The organism is Alteromonas sp. H39 (assembly GCF_047556435.1).
Taxonomy (GTDB): Bacteria; Pseudomonadota; Gammaproteobacteria; order Enterobacterales; family Alteromonadaceae; genus Alteromonas.
The window spans coordinates 555,376-577,221 of sequence record NZ_CP180210.1 but is presented as its reverse complement, the minus strand read 5'-3'; the positions used below and the strand labels follow the sequence as shown (position 1 = coordinate 577,221).

General features: G+C 49.8%; 19 protein-coding genes. 6 read left to right on the top strand and 13 right to left on the bottom strand.

The annotated features are described in order from the left end of the window. Positions 1-1,512, top strand: a complete 1,512-nt coding sequence (locus ACLBLI_RS02400) for a guanosine-5'-triphosphate,3'-diphosphate pyrophosphatase (protein ID WP_414829579.1) — start codon at positions 1-3, stop codon at positions 1,510-1,512. A 15-nt stretch (positions 1,513-1,527) separates the two neighbouring features. Here ACLBLI_RS02400 and ACLBLI_RS02395 read toward each other — a convergent pair whose 3' ends face one another. Further along, entirely contained in the window at positions 1,528-2,403 is an 876-nt protein-coding gene (locus ACLBLI_RS02395; protein WP_414829578.1) for a LysR family transcriptional regulator, read from the bottom strand. A gap of 96 nt (positions 2,404-2,499) precedes the next feature. Here ACLBLI_RS02395 and ACLBLI_RS02390 point away from each other — a divergent pair, with 96 nt between their 5' ends. Then, positions 2,500-3,000 (top strand): lactoylglutathione lyase family protein, encoded by a 501-nt coding sequence (locus ACLBLI_RS02390; protein WP_414829577.1) that lies wholly within the window; start codon positions 2,500-2,502, stop codon positions 2,998-3,000. Positions 3,001-3,096: 96 nt separating this feature from the next. Here the strand turns inward: ACLBLI_RS02390 and hemB are convergent, their stop codons facing one another. The 7 genes from hemB to tatA are packed head-to-tail and all read right to left on the bottom strand — an operon-like array spanning position 3,097 to position 8,667. Next, on the bottom strand, positions 3,097-4,098 hold the full coding sequence (hemB, locus tag ACLBLI_RS02385; protein WP_414829576.1) for a porphobilinogen synthase: 1,002 nt from the start codon (positions 4,096-4,098) through the stop codon (positions 3,097-3,099). A 3-nt stretch (positions 4,099-4,101) separates the two neighbouring features. Beyond that, positions 4,102-5,991, bottom strand: coding sequence for a diguanylate cyclase (locus tag ACLBLI_RS02380; RefSeq protein WP_414829575.1), 1,890 nt, complete (start codon positions 5,989-5,991; stop codon positions 4,102-4,104). Positions 5,992-6,001: 10 nt separating this feature from the next. Then, positions 6,002-6,778: a TatD family hydrolase gene (locus tag ACLBLI_RS02375; RefSeq protein ID WP_414829574.1), complete on the bottom strand. Its 777-nt coding sequence runs from the start codon at positions 6,776-6,778 to the stop codon at positions 6,002-6,004. A 1-nt stretch (position 6,779) separates the two neighbouring features. Beyond that, positions 6,780-7,337 carry a hypothetical protein gene (locus ACLBLI_RS02370; protein WP_414829573.1) on the bottom strand — a complete coding sequence of 186 codons (558 nt, stop codon included), beginning with the start codon at positions 7,335-7,337 and terminating at the stop codon, positions 6,780-6,782. Between the two features lie 20 nt (positions 7,338-7,357). Next, entirely contained in the window at positions 7,358-8,128 is a 771-nt protein-coding gene (gene tatC, locus ACLBLI_RS02365) for a twin-arginine translocase subunit TatC (protein ID WP_414829572.1), read from the bottom strand. Then, positions 8,129-8,428, bottom strand: coding sequence for a Sec-independent protein translocase protein TatB (gene tatB, locus ACLBLI_RS02360; RefSeq protein ID WP_218311748.1), 300 nt, complete (start codon positions 8,426-8,428; stop codon positions 8,129-8,131). Beyond that, positions 8,428-8,667: a Sec-independent protein translocase subunit TatA gene (gene tatA / locus ACLBLI_RS02355; protein WP_414829571.1), complete on the bottom strand. Its 240-nt coding sequence runs from the start codon at positions 8,665-8,667 to the stop codon at positions 8,428-8,430. Before tatA ends, tatB begins: the two co-directional genes overlap by 1 nt. Before the next feature lie 343 nt (positions 8,668-9,010). Between tatA and ACLBLI_RS02350 the strand changes: the two genes are divergently transcribed. Next, the gene (locus ACLBLI_RS02350) at positions 9,011-9,973 is read left to right on the top strand and encodes a hypothetical protein (RefSeq protein ID WP_414829570.1); all 963 of its coding nucleotides are present in this window, start codon (positions 9,011-9,013) and stop codon (positions 9,971-9,973) included. A 262-nt stretch (positions 9,974-10,235) separates the two neighbouring features. Here ACLBLI_RS02350 and ACLBLI_RS02345 read toward each other — a convergent pair whose 3' ends face one another. Beyond that, a complete protein-coding gene (locus ACLBLI_RS02345) occupies positions 10,236-11,918 on the bottom strand; it encodes a cyanophycinase (RefSeq protein ID WP_414829569.1) in 1,683 nt (560 codons plus the stop codon). A 454-nt stretch (positions 11,919-12,372) separates the two neighbouring features. Here ACLBLI_RS02345 and ACLBLI_RS02340 point away from each other — a divergent pair, with 454 nt between their 5' ends. The 3 genes from ACLBLI_RS02340 (at position 12,373) to iadA (ending at position 18,006) form a co-directional block, all read left to right on the top strand. After that, entirely contained in the window at positions 12,373-15,300 is a 2,928-nt protein-coding gene (locus ACLBLI_RS02340; RefSeq protein WP_414829568.1) for a TonB-dependent receptor domain-containing protein, read from the top strand. Positions 15,301-15,387: 87 nt separating this feature from the next. Next, the gene (gene yfcC / locus ACLBLI_RS02335; RefSeq protein WP_414830886.1) at positions 15,388-16,836 is read left to right on the top strand and encodes a putative basic amino acid antiporter YfcC; all 1,449 of its coding nucleotides are present in this window, start codon (positions 15,388-15,390) and stop codon (positions 16,834-16,836) included. Beyond that, the gene (gene iadA / locus ACLBLI_RS02330) at positions 16,837-18,006 is read left to right on the top strand and encodes a beta-aspartyl-peptidase (protein WP_414829567.1); all 1,170 of its coding nucleotides are present in this window, start codon (positions 16,837-16,839) and stop codon (positions 18,004-18,006) included. It abuts the gene before it with no gap. A gap of 195 nt (positions 18,007-18,201) precedes the next feature. On the opposite strand, the gene ilvN is transcribed toward iadA, so the two are convergent. The 4 genes from ilvN to ACLBLI_RS02310 all read right to left on the bottom strand — a co-directional run bounded on the left by ilvN (position 18,202) and on the right by ACLBLI_RS02310 (position 21,768). Further along, positions 18,202-18,699 (bottom strand): acetolactate synthase small subunit, encoded by a 498-nt coding sequence (gene ilvN, locus ACLBLI_RS02325; RefSeq protein ID WP_414829566.1) that lies wholly within the window; start codon positions 18,697-18,699, stop codon positions 18,202-18,204. Then, on the bottom strand, positions 18,699-20,417 hold the full coding sequence (locus tag ACLBLI_RS02320) for an acetolactate synthase 3 large subunit (RefSeq protein ID WP_414829565.1): 1,719 nt from the start codon (positions 20,415-20,417) through the stop codon (positions 18,699-18,701). The genes ilvN and ACLBLI_RS02320 overlap by 1 nt, the downstream gene beginning before the upstream one ends. A 228-nt stretch (positions 20,418-20,645) precedes the next feature. Beyond that, the gene (gene maoP, locus ACLBLI_RS02315) at positions 20,646-21,023 is read right to left on the bottom strand and encodes a DUF413 domain-containing protein (protein WP_414829564.1); all 378 of its coding nucleotides are present in this window, start codon (positions 21,021-21,023) and stop codon (positions 20,646-20,648) included. Positions 21,024-21,270: 247 nt separating this feature from the next. Then, positions 21,271-21,768, bottom strand: coding sequence for a DUF4442 domain-containing protein (locus tag ACLBLI_RS02310; RefSeq protein WP_414829563.1), 498 nt, complete (start codon positions 21,766-21,768; stop codon positions 21,271-21,273). Positions 21,769-21,846 lie beyond the last annotated feature (78 nt).

Sequence of the window (21,846 nt, the reverse complement as noted above, 5' to 3'; positions counted from 1 at the left end):
ATGCAGCCAGAATTACAACATGACACCCAGACCTACGGCGAGTACTACGCCGCAGTAGACTTAGGCTCTAACAGTTTTCATATGGTCGTGGTGCATGTTGTAAATGGCAGCGTGCAAATCATCGGCAAGGTAAAACAAAAAGTTCGGCTTGCCGCTGGCCTTGATGAAGACATGGCCCTGGACGAAGTCAGCATGGAACGCGGCTGGCAATGCCTACAAACCTTCTCTGAACGCCTTCAAGATATTCCTCCTTCTAATATCAAAGTGGTTGCCACGGCTACCCTGCGTCTTGCAACCAACGCCCATGTGTTCATTAAACGGGCGGAAGAAATCCTCAAGCACAAGCTGGATGTGATTAGTGGTGAGGAAGAAGCCAGGCAAATCTACTTAGGCGTGGCGTACACTTCTGCCAATCAGGGCAACACGCTGGTTATAGATATTGGCGGCGCCAGTACCGAAATCATCATTGGTAACGACATGCAGCCCATCCACCTGAAAAGTCTGGATATGGGCTGCGTAACCTTTATGGAAAGGTATTTCCCGGGCGGCATCATTACACTAGAAAACTTTAATGCCGCAAAGCTCGCCGCGCATGCGTTGTTAGATGATGTCGCCGATACCTTCCTGTGCTTCGACTGGCACAATTGCCTTGGTGCATCGGGAACCCCTCAGGCCATCACAGAAATTCTGGTAGCACAGGGGATCAGCGATGCTATCCGTCTGGATTATCTTAGTAATCTGGAGAAGCAATGTGTTGAATGTGGCAATATTGATGCACTGAATATCATCGGGCTGGAAGACAACCGCAAAGCGATATTTCCGAGCGGTTTGGCCATTCTCATTAGCTTATTTGAAAAGCTGAACATCAAAGAGATGAATATCTCTGGCGGTGCCCTGCGGGAAGGCCTGATATACGGCATGCTGGATAATATTCAGGAAAACGATCGCCGGGCACAAACACTGAATCAGGCCATCGCCCGGTATCATATCGATAAATCTCATGCCGACGCCGTAAGGGGTCTGGCCGTAAATTTATGCCATCAGTTATGTTCACAACAGAATATTTGCCACCTGGATACTGAGGCGGTGCTTGGCGCTGCAGCCACGCTGCACGAAATCGGCCTGCATATTGAATATAAGAAGTACCATGAACATGGTACATATATTCTCACTCATATCGACCTGCCGGGTTTTACACGGCTACAGCGTGCGGCAATTCGTGACCTGGTAGCTCACCATCGAACGAAATTTGCAGGCGACGTGTTTGTTCACTACCACGACGACGTAAAACCCATGCTAGAAGGCCTGCTACGCATTCTGCGCATCGCCGTTGTACTGTGCTTACGACGCCAGAACAAGCATATCCCGGAAGTCAGGTTAACTGTGTCAGGTTCTCACTGGACATTGGAGTTTCCGGATGGATGGCTTAAATCGCACCCGTTAATTAACGCGGAAATGGCAAATGAAGTCTGGCTACAGCACCGCGCGGGTTGGGAGCTTAGCTGCAAGTAGCTACTTGTCCCGTCGTCATAGCCTCAGCCAATTCTCGATTTTTTCCATTACGTTAGCCACGGCCCGGGCATGATATTGATGTTGTCTCCATACCAGATAAAGTGGTTCAGACACAGGGTAGGTTAACGGCTGCACCTCGATTTTATCCTGCCACTGGAATGCATAAACGGCATTCTCCGGAAGAATAGTATACCCTAGCCCTCGACTTACCGGCTCCAGAATAAGGCTGATCTGATTGCAATAGCCGCTGCGGGTTAGCTGGCTGTGTTGGTGATAATCGGTAAAGTTCGAGCTGAGAAGCAAGTTCGCATGATGTGCACCATCCGGATGATCGATAAAGCCCAGCGCATTCAAGCTGTTGATGTCATCCACTTTGGCGTTTACAGGTGTGACTAACAATAGCGCCTCTTGAGAAATTTGACGAAAGGCACATCGCGGGTCTTCTGGTAAGCGGGTCATCAACCCAATGTCAGTATCGCGCCCAGTTATCGCATGCTCAATATCGCTGTTGGGCGCAAATCGTAAATTTATTATGAGTCCGGAATGCTGTTGCTGCAAACTGAGTAGTCTGTCATGCAGCACCAGCCCTGCACTGCCCGGAGACATAATGCGCACTGTGCCTGCATATTCTGATTCCGCTGCAACGCTATCGCTGAGCCGTTCCATCGCAGCCAGTATCGGCTGCGCCTCATGAAACATTCGCTCACCTGCTGGCGTCAGTGTAATTTGATTATCGCTGCGATCAATTAGCGTCATGTTAACGGCGTCTTCCAGTTTGCGAATATGCTGGCTGACACCCGACTGTGTCATGAAAAGACGTTCCGAGGCGCGGGTAAAGTTGCGGGTTTCAACCACACAGCAGAACGTACGTAACCAGTTGAGGTTAACCATAACACTTTGTCATCACAGTTATTAAAATTGATAATTTCACATTATAACAGATGATTTATTACCCTGTTGCGGTATTCAGTAAACAGGAGCAAATCAATGAACACACCGTATCCACGTACGTTTTCACACATTGGAATTTCAGTACCCGACCTTGAAAAAGCGGTGAAATTCTACACCGAGGTACTGGGTTGGTACCTCATTATGAAACCCACAGTTATTGAAGAAGATGACAGTGCAATTGGCGAAATGTGTACAGATGTTTTCGGAGCCGGTTGGAACACATTTAAAATTGCACACCTATCGACAGGAGACCGCATTGGTGTTGAGATTTTTGAATTTGAAAACCAGGAAAACCCTGACAACAACTTTGAATACTGGAAAACCGGTATTTTCCATTTTTGTGTTCAGGATCCGGATGTAGAGGGGCTGGCTGAGAAAATCGTTGCCGCTGGTGGGAAGAAGCGAATGCCAAAGCCGAGGTATTACTATCCGGGAGAAAAGCCTTACAGAATGATTTATATGGAAGACCCATTTGGCAACATTCTGGAGATTTACAGCCACAGTTATGAACTGACATACAGCGACGGCGCTTACTAACCTCTGGCTGCTTTGAGGCCCGCAAGCACCATGCTAGCGGGCCTGCCAATCACGAAGATATAATATTGTCAGTGGCGCTTGCAGCTTTTTCGTAGCCTATGATTTTGTCAGCAACTCAGCCGCTTTCGGAGCAAAGTACGTCAGGATGCCATCAGCACCGGCGCGCTTGAATGCCAGTAATGATTCCAACACTACCTCATCTTCGTTAAGCCAACCGTTAGCGAATGCCGCCTGATGCATTGCGTACTCACCGCTCACCTGATAAGCGAAAGTCGGCACTTCCAGTTCTTGTTTGCAACGCCGGACGATATCCAGATACGGCATACCCGGCTTCACCATCACCATGTCAGCGCCCTCTTCCAGATCCAGTCTGATTTCATGAATGGCTTCATCGCTGTTTGCCGGATCCATCTGGTAGGTTTTCTTGTTGCCGCCTTTGATATTGGCAGCAGAGCCAACGGCGTCACGGAACGGGCCATAGTAGCTCGACGCGTATTTTGCAGAATACGCCATGATTGTGGTATTGATATGTCCGGCCTCTTCAAGCGCATTGCGGATTGCGCCAATGCGACCATCCATCATGTCAGACGGCGCGATAATATCGGCACCCGCGTCAGCATGTGACAGCGCCTGCTTGACCAGAACCTCAACGGTTTCATCATTCATTACGTAACCGTCGTCGTTCACCAGGCCGTCCTGACCGTGGGATGTGAAGGGGTCCAGCGCCACATCAGACATCAATAACAACTGCGGGAAAGCTTTTTTAATTTCGCGCATGGCGGTTTGCGCCAGCCCATCAGGATTATAAGCTTCTTTAGCACATTCTGTTTTTAAATCCATTGGCGTCACCGGGAACAAAGCTAAAGCAGGGATCCCCAACCCGACCCAATGAGCGGCGTCTTTTAATAACTCATCCACAGAGAGTCTCTCTACACCGGGCATAGAGGGCACGCTCTCCCGTTGGCCACTGCCAGGTAAAACAAACACCGGGTAAATAAGATCTTTTACGGTAAGCTGGTTTTCGCGCACCATATCGCGAAGTGCATCCTGTGCCCGTAACCGGCGCATCCGGCGGGCAGGGAATCGTGAATCAGTCATGAACTATCCTGGGAGGTTATCTGCTTTAATCTGGTTTCTGCCAGCCTCTTTGGCGGCGTAAAGCTGTTTATCTGCGTGTTTTAATAATGCCAGTTCGTGCTCTTCGTACGCAACCACAGTGGTCGCAACTCCGGCACTTATCGTCATAGAAATTGACTCGCCGTCAACCTCCACCGGCGTAGATTCAATTGCCTTTCGCATGCTTTCTACCACTTGTTCAGCACCGCTAAGATCAGTGTTTGGCAAAATAATAGCAAATTCTTCCCCCCCATAACGGCATACATCGTCGGTGGGTCGACGTAACAACGACTGCAATTGCTTCGCAACATGGCAGATACAGCTGTCACCCGCAGTGTGCCCGTACTCATCATTGATACGTTTGAAGTGGTCAATGTCAAGCATAGCCAGACTTAACGGCGTTTGCTCACGGCGACTTCGTCGCCCTTCCGCCATCAGTCGCTTATCAAAGTGGCGGCGATTACGGATCCCCGTCATCGAGTCGATAGAATTGAGCGTCTCAAGCTCACGGTTCGCGTCTGATAACTCTCTTAACGCTACCTCCAGCTCCAGCGTTCGCTCTTCAACTTTGTATTCCAGCTCTTCCTGATAACGGGCTTGTACTGCAATCAGATCTTCTTTCGCGGCAAGGGCAGACTTCTCCTGCGCTAGCGCCTTTTCCTGCGCGTCGAACATTTCTTCGCGATTGTGGCTGTAACTTATAGCCAGTACCAGCGCCAGGATAAGCGTTTCCACAGCGGCCCCCAGCATCAGCAGGTAATTGGACGGGATGTCGAATGGCAGCAGGTTGAGGTTGTCCAGACTGGCAGTAAAGCCACTGAACAGCAGAAATGCCCAGGCGAACGAGTAATAGCGCGCAACAACCACGCCTTTGAGTGCCAGCCATATTCCCAGCGCCAGCGTAATAAGCACCACCGCACTCAGAAGCAGCAGGAAAATCCGGATCAGGTAAGCGTAAGGCAGTATCAGGCTTATCAGAATATTTATCGCAAATAACGCGCTGAGGATTTTCAATAAATAGTCTGCGCGTCGACTGTGCTCTGATACCTGCAGCAGCATGCGAGAAAAAATCAGTGCAAACATAATTGCAGCATTTGCAAAAATTGCGACTGCCCGGCCCTGAAACCACACCTGATTTGGCCAGATGTGCGCGTAAGCAAAGCCATGAATTGCGCCTAACGTCAGCGTTAGTGAGAACACATAGCCTGAGTACATTAAAAAAGTGCGGTTTCGGGTTGTCAGAAACAAAAAGAGATTACTTATCCCCATTGCCAGCAAAAAGCCGAAAAATATTCCCATAAACAGGTTCTGCTTCGACGTATGCTCGACAAACTCCTTTTCTTCCCATAACCGGATGGGAAGACGTATGGTCCCTCCCGTTTTCACTCTGACTATTGCCAGTAGCCCTTCATTACTGGACGGAACAGGGAAAAGCAGGGACTCATGTGAGATCGGCCGCGATGAAAAACTTTGCGCATCGCCGCCAGAATAGGTCATTAAAGGCTCGGTCGATTCTGGCGTATAAAATGCCACCTCTATGCTATCCAGCAAGGGGTAGCGAACCTCGACAAGAAAAGCACCAAGATTGTCGGGAGTAGGAGGTAGTGTAAATGAAAACCAGAATGGTACATGATTCATACCCAGGTTCACCGGGTTAGACACCGCTTGCCACTGCCCTTGCGGCACATCAAAGATGCTTTCAAATGTGAGTGTCTGTTCTGTATCCTGCACATACTGCAGATTACCTATTCTTTCGACACTCGTTGACACTGGCACCAGACGAAACGCCACCACGAGAAAAAACGCGATCGCCAGACAGGTTGAAGCAACCAACCAGAGGTCATAACGACGAACCGTGTGTGTACGTAACTGCATTTATATTCTGTTACCCAAGGCCAAACAGACGACAGCTATTAGCATAACTGTTCACACTGATTTGTGCAGGTGTACTTTCGAGTAATTCTGCTACCACCTGCCCAATGTGCGGAATACTGGCTGGCGAATTATGTCGCTTTCGCGGACGCAGGTTTTTTGGGAAAAGATAAGGCGCGTCGGTTTCCAGCACAAGACGATCCAGTGGCAGCGAAGGCACAGCTTCACGCAGCGCGTCGCCACGTTTTGGGTCACAAACCCAGCCTGTGATGCCAATATACAAGCCCATTTCCACATAGGCCTGCATGGTCGCGCGATCACCGGTAAAACAATGCGCAATGCCACCTTTGAGCCTGGGTAGAAACGGCGTCAGGCATGCCTGTTGCGTATCAAACGCATCGCGTTCATGCAGGTATACCGGCAGACCCATTTCTACTGCGATTTCCAGTTGGCGGATAAAGACCGTTTTTTGAGTATCTTGGGGTGAAAAGTTACGGTTAAAATCGAGACCGCATTCTCCGATAGCGACCACACCAGGTGCTCTGGCATGAGCTTTTAACAGGTCGTAATGGGCTTCTTCAACGACTTTTGCATTATGTGGATGGACACCGACGGTATAACAGAGCGATTCGGGAAAAGCCGCATATAGCGATGCGGCTTTTTCCCACTCATCAGGATGGGTAGTAATCAGGCAAATTTTATCGACGCCGACGCTGGCGGCTTCTGCAATAACGGCTTCGGGATCAAGCCGGTCATCTAACAGATTTACTCCCGCATCGAACCATTTCATACTACTTGATTCGTTTGACCTTCATTTGGCGGTTTACATCGCTGCGCGACAGATAGAAAGCCCCGAGCAAACCCCGCTCAATACTGATAGACTGCCCCTCTTCCAACTTCAGCGTGTCACTGTCTGTCTGACGCCAGACTGTGCCGTTATCCAGCGTAACTACATACTTGTCGCGAAGTGACCTGTCAATTTTGACAATCGACGCATACATCATATCGCCACCAGAGTCGTTTGCCTCAGTATGCTCCAGACCAAAGCGAGTGCCAGACTGCTCTGGCGCGGCATTTTGCTGCGCGACTTCCGGCAACGCAGGACGAGGGTTGTTTCCGGCTTGCGGACGCGAGTTGGCCGGTGGCACAGGGTACCCTCGCTTGATAGCCTCTTCTAAGCCGCTGTACTGCCCCATGTCTTTTACAACACGGTCATAGCACACCAGGCGCTGAAGACTGTTATCTACCGACTTACATTTGTTCAGCGCATCTTCTATCGATTCTGCCTGTGCTAAATTTGCTGTCAGTGACAGCGTTCCGGCGATAAAAAGTAAGGCGTTATACTTCATTTATTATCCTTTCTTGATCTTTATTCGGCTGATGAAGAGCCGGGTGTTTCGCTTTCATCTTCATCGTCGTCCGGGCATCGCTTACCCGCGTAGAGGCTGCCGACGATGATGCCGATTTCAAATAACAGCCACATTGGAATTGCCAACAGTGTCTGTGAAATAACGTCAGGCGGGGTCAGTAACATCCCCACTACAAATGCACCAACTACTACATAGGGCCGCTTTTCCCGTAACGACTTAGCATCCGTTACTCCCGTCCAGCACATCAAAATGATGGCAATGGGAATTTCAAATGAGACCCCAAAAGCAAAAAACAGTTTCAATACGAAATTCAAATAACTGGAAATATCCGTACTGACAGTAACGCCCTCCGGTGCCACGCTATTGAAAAACGCAAACGCTATAGGAAACACTACGAAATAAGCGAACGCCATGCCGGCATAAAACAGCAACGTACTGGAAAGCAGCAACGGTGCTACCAGCTTTTTTTCGTTACGATAAAGGCCAGGCGCAATGAACCCCCATATTTGGTATAGGACAAACGGGATAGCGATAAAAAATGATAGCACCAAGGTTAATTTAAACGGTGCAAAAAACGGTGACGCCACATCGGTGGCAATCATTGATGAGTTTTCCGGTAGCGACTTCAGCAGCGGCATGGCAAGAAGCTGGTAAAGGTCATTAGCAAAATATGCCAGACACAAAAACACCACCAGCACGCTCATCAATGCTTTGAGAATGCGTGAACGTAGCTCAATTAGATGAGAAATCAGACTGTTGGGATCAGACATTTATTCTTTTTTGTAAGGTTGCTGAACAGATTTCGCAGCGTCTTTTAGCTCGTCCACGCTCTGTTTCAGTTCAGGGGTAAGATCTTTCAATCCTTGCTGTTCGGCCTTTTTCAGGTTTTCGTGCAATTCATGCACCCGCAGTTGGTGCTCTACTTCCTGCTTAAATCCAGAAGCAGTATTGCGCACACTACGCACCATTTTAATGGTAGAACGCATGGCACCGGGCAACCGCTCTGGCCCAAGAATGAGCAAAGCTAATACGCCAATGACCAACAGTTCCCAAAAGCCAATGTCAAACATCAGGACTTATCTTTTGCTTCGCTCTTGGTATCAGTGTGTACGGTTTCAGAAGTCCGCTTTTCTTCGACTTGTTTTTTTTCATCAAAGTCCGCGTCTTTTTCTTCTTCCGTTACTGCTTTTTTAAATCCTTTTATCGCACCACCCAGATCCGAGCCAATGCCTTTCAGCCGCTTTGTACCAAAAAGCAATACCACGATAACCAGTACAATGAGCAACTGCCAAATGCTGATACCGCCCATAAAAAAACCTCCCTAACTTCAGTCGCAACAGTATGCCACTGCCAGACTCAGCTTTCACGACAATATTTAAAAGATTCGGCATTTTATCTATCTGATTTCGAATACAACCCAATTGTTCCGCCGTTACCAGATGCAGTACTTACGTAACCGTTGATATATCAGACTTTTATTCTCCCAGTTTCATTGCGAAGACATTCACTTGGTTGATGTTTTGCCATCATATTTTTCTTGATGGCAACCGCGGGTACGCATGATATTGTTAATGACATCACGGTTTTCGCCGACGTGATATGTTAGGGAAAACGCTTTTGTAGCGCGTTAAAAAGGATGGTAAAGAAATACGATGTCCTGTCTGTATTTGGTATTTTGTGCTGGGCTTGCAACCTCTTCTCCTGAAGAGGCCGGTTCACCTGTGTTAACCGCTATTGACCGCTCGCCCACATCGTCATCGGTAACTAGTGAGCACTGGCTGGACCGCTGGCAGGATAACCTCACCGACTCAATGGATTACTCGGTAAAACAGTTAGACAGCTTCTTTGCCATGGAAGACAGCACGATGTACGAAGATGCCAAGGCCGAGGGACGCATTCGTTTTGGCTGGGAACCGCGAAGCCGTGATCTTGCAGAAACCGATCTTCGCTTTCGTATTCGGGTTACCCTTCCCTCGCTGGAAAACCGGGTAGATTTACTACTCAGCGACAACGAAGACTTTCAGCAGGAAGATACTATCAAGGCAGCCAGGGAGCCGGCATTCAGAGGGGGCGATTCCACCACCCTCTCGTTGCGCTTTAAACGAGACGTTGACTCGCATTTCTCGCATCGCATCGGTGCCGGACGCCGCGATCAGTTGTATGTAAAAAGTCAGTATGAAGACGTCGTGGCATTTAATGAAGCCTGGGCGATGCGCTATGATGCGGAACTTTACTATTATACCCGCGACCGGCTAGGTGCTGAGATAGGCACGTCATTTCAATACATCAGCCCGCACGATCATGTAATGCGCTTCAATCACCGATTCTACTTTCGCGATGACTCTAATGATTGGTTGTGGCGACATGAGTTGCAACAGCTGCAGCCAATAAATACGAATAACGCGCTGGTTTACAGCGTGTTAGTTGAGGGGCTGAGTCAGCCCACTTATCAGGTAGAAGAAGTTTACACCAGCGTACGCTGGCGCACGAATCCGTTACGCGACTGGCTTTATTTTGAAGTCGAGCCGTTTGTATTGTGGCTTCGCGAAGAAGACTTCAAACCTTCCTATGGCCTGGCCCTACGAGTAGAGGCTTTCTATGGGAAAGAACACTAGCCTAAGTTGATTTGTGCAGGTCGAGCTGAATTGACATCGCAAATTCTGGTTGCGCGTTATCCGGTTGCACGCTCTCTGCTGTGTCCCGTAACGGCCTCAGCGGTTCGTTTCCTACCAACGGCCGTAACGGTTTTAAGCGGTTGTCAGGCTAACCGGCAGCCCACACCGGGATGACATATGTGGGCCTGATTGCACGCCGGTTACGCGGAACAGCAATAAGCTGCGCAGCAAGAAAACCTTTATCTCCTCTGAGGCTTCTATGCTAGTTGCGATTCACTTCGTAGCGAATAACAAAGGGTAGCTGCTGGTAACTGCAATGCATTTCTGATGCACTGAACCGTGTTTGATCACTGGCTTTCAACACATACTGATTGCCAAACTGTGTCCAGCTAATGACATTATCGCTACCGCATTTGTAGCTTACTTCACTTCGCCACTTACCCTCATAATCACTTTTTATTGGTATCGCTTTTGTCAAAGATTCGCCCCTCAGGGCTATCTGCCACTCTCCGTTTCGCAGCGTCGCAACCGTGCCACTTGCCCAATAGTGGGCGTGCCCGGCTACCTGTCTCACGAATGCCTTTCTGGTTTGCTGATCCAGCCATTCATGTTCAGTAAGGTCGGCGACAAATACGCCGCGCTCTCCGACCACACGAAACAACGCAGTATCGCTGTCTTTTTTGCCGACCATCAGCGCTGTAGTTTCATCGACGCCAAAGCCCAGAGACTGCCCGGAAAGCAGCGTGGTCATAACCAGCCGGGTTTCGCGGTCACGTTCAGAAAAATGTGTGTCAATGATCCCGTGGGAAAACAGCCCCGTCCCGCCTGTAGATTTCAGTGTAATATCTCCGGGTTTCAGACCATTTTCACAGCGTTTCCCTTCACATCGCTGGGACGGAGCATCCAAGTAAAAGATCCCTCTGGACATCGCGTTTTCCGGATCGCCACTGGTCAACATCGGAACAGGCTTATGCTCGTTCACTCCGCCTCCCTGAAAAGCTGTTCCAGCACTGGTTCCCCCAACAACCAGCGTTCCCTCTGCTACCCGCGAACATATGCGGTCCAGCAAAACAGATGATGAACCATCCGGGCGTAGTAACGCTGCCAGGGTTTTGCTTTGATCGCCGCCGTTAAAGAATATGCCGTGCGCCTTATCTAACAGAGCAAGCAGCCTATCCGGGTTTTTACATAACGTTTGCTGCTGCTTTGCACGCTGCGGATATAGTCGCTCGCGATCAAATACATTAAAACGCTTCCGGATAGTTGCTAATGCGTCGCACCCATTACCAGACTGAGGTAGCGTAAATGCTGCATGCTGAAAGGCAGCGCTTACCGGCAACCAGTGCGTGTCCGCCCCGAGATCGGTAAAAATGCCGGTATAAAAATCCGCAACGCTGAAGGGATCTCTTGCTGAAGCGGTTACTACCAAAATGGTAGGTACGCCACTATCGGCACGCAAGCGAGCCTGCTCAACAAAAGCCGCATAAATGCGCCGGCTATGAGGATTAGTGGTCCCTTCGATACTGACTTTTTCTGTCAGTCTCGCACCCTTTTCATCGGTCTGGTTAACTTCGTGTGTATCCAGCAACGCGAAGTAAACATAGTCAGGCAGGTGACGTAATTCATCGTTAGTGATCCCCTGCGCATTTAATGCATCAAAAAAGGCATTTTTTGACACTGCCGCCACTTTACCTTCTGCATAAATATGTTCCAGAGCTGAATGAAGCCGCGAAATGACTACGCTATTTTTTTTCCATTCTGATAACGCGTTGTGAAATCTGGCGTGGCTTTCTGCCGTTATTTCGTACAGATCCTGATTTTTGGCAGAAGAAAAAAAGACGTCTTTATTGCAGTTATGAGGCAGGAAACTGGAACAGGTTTTTAACGCTCCACCGGCTAGTACCAGATTATATTTTTCTTCAGCATCAGCAAAAAATGGAAACAAAGCAATGATAAATAAGAACTTTATGCATATTCCATTTGTTGACTGTCTAGTCTGGTTTACTTTTTTAGCACGAGAGAATATCTGAGAAAGCACCATGAGATCCTGTAGCAAGATTGAATTGACTTTCCGTTACACTAGTGTTAACAAATTATTTAAGTCAACGCGGGATCACATTTTCGCGAGCGTCTGAAATTTGAATAAATGCATATTTTTGCATTTAGAGGCAAAGTCAGTTTCATGATTAAAAAAGCTGCCAATCTCGGCAACTACCGTTACCAAAATTACTATTTGTCGGAGTGGTTCGACGAATAGCCCCGGAACCTCCCGTTTTCTTCGGGACGTTTTTTGCTGCGCGCTCTGCAGCACCAATCCAATAAAATTTTGTTAACCCGGCCCAAGGGCCGTCTCGCGATCACGTCGGCGTTAAGACCGGCATCGTGTTGAGGGAATCATTATGAAACTATCCAGACTTACCGCTGCCGTTGTAGGCAGTCTAGCTACGCTTTCTACTTCTGTGCTCGCTCAGGAGGCAACTGACTCATCCACCGAAGAGGTGGTTGAACGCATCCAGGTGACAGGCACAAATATCCGCGGTGTTGATATGGAAGGAGCCCAGCCGCTTACCATCCTCAGTGCCGAGGATATCGCCAAAAGCGGTGCAACATCACTGTCTGACCTGATGAAAACGGTTAGCCAGGCACGTGGTGGGGTGGGCACCTTCGACACTACCCAAAGTGGCGCTACCTCAACGGCAACGCCTGCCGGTCAGGCTGCCGCGTCATTGCGTGGAATTGGCCCGTCTGCCACCCTCACGCTGGTAAATGGACGGCGCATTGCAGCCAGTTCGTTTGCAGCCGGTACCGAAAATTTTGTCGACATCAACAGTATTCCGGCATCCGCTATTGAGCGCGTAGAAATTCTTGCGACCGGGGCGTCAGCCATTTACGGCGCCGATGCGGTAGCGGGAGTTATCAATTACATTTTAAAAGATAACTTTGACGGCCTTGAATTAAACGGCAGTTACGAGAACACAACCAACAGTAACGATCATGGTGCGATTAACCTGCAGGCATTGTGGGGCACGAAAGTCGCAGAGGGCAACCTGACAATTTTTGCCGACTACTACGATCGCAAAGAAGCAAAAGCCACCGACTTCAGTCAGACCCGCGACCCTATTCTTACCAGCAGCTATTCGTACTTGCCTAAGAATACGCCGAATATCTATTACTTCTCTGAAGTTGACGGCCTGGAAATTGGCGCACCCAACTGTGCCACACCTTACGTCACCACCGAATTTGGTGAAGAAATCTGTGCTTACTATGGCAATGGCGATGACTGGCTGGAAACACCGCTGGAAACCTTTTCCGGTGGCCTGACCTTTACCCGCGAATTCGACGATGTGACCTGGAAGACGAACCTGCTGGTATCGCACTCGTCGTCTACCTCCTACTCCACCCCGGCGCCAATTAATCAGGTGGATGACACCGAGGGCCCCTGGGCACCAGTGTCCGCGCTCAATGTATTTAGTGACGATGTGCGCAACGCTCTGCTAGACAGAATGTACATCGACCCGTTTGATACCCAGGCCGGACAGGAACTGGATGGATTCCGCTACGACGCACGATTCAGCGATCCGCGCACTATCGACATTGATACCACAGCCTGGCGCCTGGTTTCTGAAATCAGCGGCACCTGGGAGCAATGGAACTGGGCCAGCGGTATCACGCTGTCCCGCTCTGAGTCTGAGCAGGTAGCCAGCGCCGGTGTATACAACCGCTACCTGTACACCGCAGCGGTGCATGGTGAACTGTGTAGTAATGGCAGTATTGCCAGCTATGACGCGGATGCTGACTCCCTGTCTTGCGCCAGTGGCGATCTGCTACCGATGTACAACCCGTTTGCTACCGGTGATGCGGCGAATCAGGATATCCTCGCCCGAACACAGGCGATGCCAACCCGTGACGGTGAAAGTACCGTGTACGGCTGGGACTTTAAATTCGATGGCGAGCTGATGGAATGGGGCAACGATTATATCTATCTGGCCGCCGGCGCGGAAATCCGTCGCGAGGAAATCACCGATACCCCATCGGTTGATGCCCGTGCCCGTGCGGAAAACAACTATTTAGTTGATGTATTTGGGTTTGGCTCAAGCTTGTCTGCTGCAGACCGCACTCAGTGGGGCGTATTTGCGGAATTGCTGGTACCGGTGTCCGATAAACTGGACCTGAGCCTGGCTGGCCGTTTTGATGAATACGATGACTTTGGCAGTACCTTTAACCCCAAAGTAGGTTTGACTTTCCGTCCACTGGAATCACTCATTTTACGTGGTTCATGGTCAACCGCGTTCCGCGCACCGTCACTGACGCAAGCCGGGGTAAAATTACGTACCACCCGCGCGTCATTCGACTGCTCGGCAAATGACGAGGTTGCCGACCTTTACTGCGAAGGGGAAGGCGCTATTCGCGGCAATAACGTGTTGGAGTTGGGTAACCCGCAATTGCGCGCGGAAGAATCAGAGTCCTTCAGTGTGGGTATGGCATGGAGTCCGGCAGAACAAACTCACGTCACTCTGGATTACTGGCAGTTTGATCACGAAGACATTGTTGATACCAACATGACTGGCGTGCTGGCTAATGCCATCGGAAACGCCTCGCTGCGTCATTGTGGCGTAATCCCGGACGGTGAGCAGGGGATTTCTTATGAGGAAGACTTGTGTCTGGTGACTGATACCAACGGGCTGGCCATTGAAGATGACGGTGCAAACCTCTCTGAAATACTCGATGCCTGGGTAGCATTCGACGACCCCCGTTATGCTGAACTGCCGCTGTATCGCGACCATGTACTGCTGCTGGATAACACCGGTACGCAAACGCTGGAAGGGGTCGACTTCAATGTCGCGCACGACATTACCCTTTCCGGCGGCACGCTGGAAATGGGATTATCCGGTACGCATTATCTAACCTATGAGCGCAACAAACCGGGTTCTGACGAAATCGAGTCTCTCGCTGGCACCTTCCGGTATCCTGAAACTGTAGCCACGGCCGAACTTTTTTGGGTGACCGATGACTGGTACGCCGGTATGTATGTGTATTTCACCGACAGCTACATGGATGAGACAGAGCGTCTGCGTGGCCGCGAAATCGATGAGCTTGAGGCTATCGGCGCGCTGGATGCCAACGGTGAGCGCGATATCAGCAGTTGGACCACGGTCACTTTCAGCGCCGGTTACTATCTGGAAAACGCAGATATCCGCTTTACGGTAGATAATCTGTTTGACCGCGATGCACCAACTGCCTATGGTTCAGCCAGAGGGTTCGATGCCTATAACCACGACCCGTACGGCACCAGCTATCGCGTTTCGCTTAGCTATTATTTCCAGTAACCTTACCGATGTGGAACGGGCAATGTTTTGCCCGTTCATTTCCAGCCGGAGAGCAATGTGAAATCTGAATTGCGCGCTGTTCAGCGCATGCCTGATGCGTTTGTTATTCTGTTTTTTGTCATCCTGATTGCCGGTGCCATGACCTTTGTGGTTCGCCCCGGCGCGTTTTCTACCGAGACGGTTGCGGTAGGGGAAGCCGGTGACGAACGAACAGTAATCGACGCCAACTCGTTTCGATATACCGCAGACAGCCCGGCAGGTGTGGCGCTGTTCGATGGTTCCGGTAGTCAAACCGGATTGTTGAACTATGCCTTTGACGGACTGGTATCCGGTGATCGCTGGGGGTCGGCGGTGGGAGTCGTTGCCTTTATTCTGATTGTGGGCGGCGCCTTTGGGATCGTGATGAAAAGTGGTGCCATCCACAACGGCATTCTGGCGTTAATTGCCCGCACGCAAAAAGCGGATAAACTGATTATTCCGTTAATGTTTCTGCTGTTTTCATTAGGCGGCGCTGTATTTGGTATGGGCGAGGAAGCTATCGCCTTTTGTATCGTTCTGGTGCCACTGGTGATTGCTCTTGGTTATGACAGCATTACTGCGGTATTGATTACTTACGTTGCCACCCAGATAGGCTTTGCCACCAGCTGGATGAACCCGTTCTCCGTTGCTATTGCGCAGGGAATAGCAGATGTGCCGCTGATGTCGGGGCAAACGTTTCGCATCACAATGTGGGCCGTATTCACGCTTGCCGGACTCATTTTTACCCTGCGTTATGCCAGCAAAATAAAACAGCAACCCGCCACCTCGCTAAGCTATGAATCCGATGCCTTTTTCCGCGACAAGGAAGAAGCAGTGGAAAGCACATTCAGTCGCACCGATGGCATCATACTGCTGGTCTTTCTTGCTGCTATCTTATGGGTAATATGGGGAGTCACAGCGAAAGCCTACTACATCCCGCAAATTGCTTCGCAGTTTTTCGCGATGGGGGTGGGTATTGGTATCATTGCCTGTTTCGCGGGACGCATGCGCGCCAATGATATCAGTCAGGCGTTTGTTGAAGGGGCTCGCGATCTGCTGCCTGCGGCTCTGATTGTGGGTATGGCAAAAGGTATCGTGCTAGTGCTGGGCGGTGATGATGTCACTTCCCCATCAGTATTAAATACCCTACTACACCATACCAGCGAGCTTATGGCTGATACCAGTTCTGCCGTCTCTGCGGTTGCTATGTTGGTATTTCAGGGCATATTTAACTTCTTTATTGCATCAGGCTCGGGGCAGGCGGCCATTACCATGCCGCTTATGGCGCCGTTGTCTGACCTGGTCGGGGTAAGCCGACAGGTTGCGGTGCTGGCCTTCCAGTTAGGTGACGGGCTGACAAATCTGATTATTCCTACCTCAGCGTCGCTGATAGGTTGTCTTGGGGTAGCGCGTCTGGACTGGTCGGTCTGGATACGGTTTGTCTGGCGTTTTGTGCTGATGCTACTTCTACTTGCCGCTGGCACAGTGGTGCTGGCAGTAATGACAGGATTTTCTTAAATGATCACGTTGATTAAGGGCGCAGATGTTTATGCGCCCACGCCGATGGGCATCAATGACATATTGATAGCTCACGACAAAATTGTACAAATTTCACCATCTATCTCTATTCAGGGAGATGCAGTGTCGGTAATGGATGGCACGGGGTGCATTGCCATGCCGGGACTGGTGGACTCGCTGGTACATATCACTGGTGGCGGTGGCGAAGGCGGCTTTCATACCCGCACTCCACAGATGCAGCTAACCGAGGCAACCACTGCGGGTGTAACGACGGTGGTAGGTGCACTGGGAACTGACGCTACCACCCGCACCCTCCCCGACCTTATTGCCAAGGCGCGCGCGTTATGTGAAGAAGGGATATCGGCCTACTGCTACACCGGCTCGTACCAATTACCCGCGCGAACTATTACCGGCAGTATCACCGATGACATTATCCTGATAGATAATATGATAGGCATTGGCGAGGTGGCGATTGCCGATCACAGAGGCTCACAACCTACCACTCAGGAGCTTGCGAAAGTGGCTGCTGATGCCAGAGTGGGCGGCATGCTTTCTGGCAAAGGCGGGATAGTAAGCATTCACACAGGTGACGCTTCTGATCAGCTGACCTTGCTGCATGACGTCATTAATACGACCAGCATACCTGCCAGTCAGTTTTATCCAACCCACATTAATCGCAGCCAGTCATTGCTGGAGGCCGGACAACGCTGGTGTGAAGCCGGTGGTATTATTGATATGACCACCAGCACTAACAAACAGTTTATCGAGGAAGGAGAAATTCCTGCTGCTCAGGCTATAGCCTGGTGCCTTCAACAAGGAATTAATGCCAGTCAGCTAACAATGAGTTCAGACGGTAATGCCAGCCTGCCAGTGTTTGATGCAGACGGCGAACTCATCGGGCTGGAAGTGGGTAAAGTGCGCAGCTTATTTGATGCTTGGCAAACTCTTGCGAGGACAGAAGATGTGTTGTTACAAGATGCCATCGCAGTGGTAACATCCAGCCCGGCGTCAGTGCTTAAACTCAAGAATAAAGGTAAGCTGGCGGCCGGTTGCGATGCCGACATTGTGTTGTGCGACGCAAAAAGCCTGAACATCCAAGACGTTTTAGCCCGTGGTAAACGCATGGTGAGCAACAAAGAGGCCCTGATTAAAGGCACGTTTGAAGCATGACTATCCATGCGCTTACAAACAAATCGACAGCACCAATACGCGCAGGAAAGTCTTAAAACACAACCTACTTTCTTGGCCTATATGTGATTGTAAGCAATTACGCATTGCTTTATTTAGTACATAGAAAAAGGCGAGCAAAAGCTCGCCTTTTTTACTCTCTCTTCATGTCGTTAACGGATTAATGAGTTAAAAAAGTTAAGGACGCAGTGCCCTTTCACCTCTTGCCAGTCCACACACGCCCGTGCGTGAAGACTCAATAATTTCCGCACACTGTCCCATCGTCGTCGCGAAAGCATCCAGCTTGTCACTGGTACCGGTGATTTCAATGGTGTAGTTCGCGGCGTTTACATCGACAATGCGGGCCCGGAAGATGTCCGTGTTGCGTTTCACCTCGGCGCGAATAGCCTCGCTGCGGGTTGCCACTTTTACCAGCATAAGCTCCCGCTCAATATGCGCACCCTCTGTCAGGTCGACGACTTTAAGGACATCAATAAGCTTATTTACTTGCTTAGTGATCTGCTCAATGACCTTATCATCGCCATGGGTGATGATAGTGAGTCGTGACAAACTGGGGTCATCCGTTGGTGCCACACATAACGAGTCTACGTTGTAACCGCGCTGGGAAAATACGCCTATTATTCGTGACAAGGCACCCGGGGCGTTTTCCATCAATACTGAAATAATACGTTTCATCAGGTTCGCTCCGTCTTGCTTAAACGCATGTCGTCCATTGCGCCATACTTAATCTGCATGGGATACACGTGTTCGTTCTGATCGACCGAAATATCCATAAATACCAGACGGTCTTTATGGCTGAAACATTCCTCCATAGCGGCATCGAGCTGATCCAGCGTATCCACCTTTATGCCCACATGACCGTATGCCTCGGCAAGCTTCACAAAATCCGGCATCGAATCCATATAGGAATGGGAGTGACGGCCTTTATAAATCATGTCCTGCCACTGTCGCACCATACCCAGCGCGCGGTTGTTCAGCGAGATAATCTTTACCGGTAAGTTGTATTGCAGGCAGGTGGACAGTTCCTGAATATTCATCTGAATACTCCCGTCACCGGTGACGACCACGGAGGTTGCTTCCGGATGTGCAAACTGCACGCCCATGGCAGCAGGCAAACCGAATCCCATGGTGCCCAGACCACCTGAGTTTATCCACTGACGAGGCTTATCATAAGGATAGTAAAGCGCTGCGAACATCTGGTGCTGACCTACGTCAGAACTCACATACGCTTCGCCATTAGTATGCTTATATAGCGACTCAATAACGCGCTGCGGCTTAATTACCGTATCGCCCTGCTCATAATTCAGGCACTTACGGCCGCGCCACTGACCAATTTGCTGCCACCAGTCTGCAAGCTTTTCTTTCTGCCCAGACAAATCTTTTTTATCTACCTGCTCCAGCAACTGCTCAAGCACTTTGTCAACCGAGCCCACTACCGGAATGTGCGCGTTCACGGTTTTCGAGATAGACGCCGGATCGATATCAACATGAATAATGTCGGCATGTGGGCAAAATTTATCCACATTATTGGTCACGCGATCATCAAATCGTGCACCGAGTGCCAGGATGCAGTCGGAATTGTGCATGGTTTTGTTCGCTTCCAGCGTACCGTGCATTCCCAGCATACCGATAAATTGCTCATGGGTTCCTGGCATTGCCCCTAGTCCCATCAGGGTGCACGTCACCGGCGCCTGAAGCTTTTCAGCCAGCTCGATCACTTTCGCAGAGGCGTCCGACGCAATCGCACCGCCCCCAACATAAAGCACGGGGCGTTCAGCTTTCATTAACGAATCGACTGCTTTTTTGATTTGTTTCGGGTGACCACGCTCCGTCGGATTGTATGAACGCATGGTCACATCGGTCGGAAACACATAGGGGTGCTCTTCGGCGACGTTAACAATATCTTTGGGCAGGTCGACTACCACCGGTCCAGGACGGCCGGTATTGGCAATGTAATAGGCTTTCGCAATAGCCTCGGGAATATCAACGGCACGCTTTACTAAAAAGCTGTGCTTCACGATAGGACGTGAACAGCCCACCATGTCGGTTTCCTGGAATGCATCTTCGCCTATGTGCATAGACGGCACCTGCCCTGACAAAATCACCATGGGAATGGAGTCCATGTACGCTGTAGCAATACCCGTTATAGTATTGGTTGCGCCTGGTCCCGAGGTGACGAGCACTGTGCCGGTTTTGCCAGTTGAACGTGCATACCCGTCCGCCATATGAGCGGCTGCCTGTTCATGACGCACGAGGACATGTTTGACATCATCCTGCGCAAATAACGCATCATAAATGTCGAGCACGGCACCACCTGGGTAGCCGAACACATGTGTCACTCCTACATCTTTTAGCGCTTCAACCACCATGGCAGCGCCTGACATCATCTTCACAGTGAAATCTCCTGTATTAAGGGTGTTTTCCGCGGTTTATTGACCGTAGGCGGACTATATCTAAGAGAATAGGAAGATAAAACACTAAAATACAGAAAAGTGAGATATATATCCCAATATAAGAAAATATTAGGATGAATATTTCATTTACGCAGCGTAAACACAACTAAATGAGGCTAAACTTTACATTCATTTAACATTTTTCAGTTACGCTGATGATGCGCCTTTCTAATCGTCATCTACATCAATGTCGAGAGGACTGTCATCATCATTTACGTCATCTTCTGCATCCATAACCGCAGCCTTTTTAGAGCCATATATACTGGCGGCTCTCGGGCGATGAATACGCTGTTGATATTTTACCCACGCCTTCTCAGCAGGTGTAACCGGCTCCCTATGTCCGAATGCAGCCTCAAGGTAGCCATGCTCTTCCTCGTTCTCTGGTGATATTTTGCCATCGACCAACGCTGCAATCAGACTACCACGTTGCTGCAGTATTTTACTTTCCGATATGGAAAAATCGCCGGATCGGCCAAAACCGTATGGGTAGTGCTTGGGATCACTGAACAGTCGTGTTGCCAGTATTTCGCGGGTAAGTTTGCTCATGTCTGTTTCCCCTCGTGCTCGAACTACGTCGCCATCGCTCTGAAAGCAACGAATTGCTTGCTTCTGTATGTGGTCGGCAACGCCAGGAAAGGCTTTATGGATACTCGCAGCGCCACCATAGTAGAGTGCTATACCCTAGGTATTAGCTGCTAGTAAAAATGCTGTCAAACAAAAAGGCGACCAAATGGTCGCCTTCTTTAAAATGATCACCAAAGTGTCACATATGAGGTTACGCTAGAAGTCCTACTTAGCTTTTTCGTGATTTCGGGACCCACGCCCACACCATTTCGCAAAGCACAGGTTCAATGCCCTGCGCATCCGTTACCTTAACCTGTACAGTAACTTCGCCTTTATCCTGTGTCTGCATCTGCTGGATTTGTTCGTCGGTCAGCCAGGCAATGGCCTGCATATCACCCTGCGCTCGCTTTACATACTGCAAGTTCATATTTTTGATAAGCGGTAATTTATCTCCCGGAAGATTAACGCCAACCACAAATCCTGTTGCTGACTCAGCTAACAGCGCCATACCTGCCGCATGGACACTCCCAATATGATTTTGTACTTTCTTGTAGTTTTTTTGTCGAAATGTCACCGATTTCAGGTCGGTTTCAAGGATATCCACACTCACCGTGCCGGTAAGCTTTACCTTAAAACGAAACATCCAGGTAAGTAGCTTACTGCGAAGCCACGCTGGGTAGGTGTTTGCTTTCATCGCAAACTGACGTAACGGATTTGATGCTGCCATAATTTGCTCTCGCCATCTGGTTTGACCAGTTAGCCTAAGGCGAGGCGCTGGGAAAGGCAAGCTTTTCTACTTTGAAAA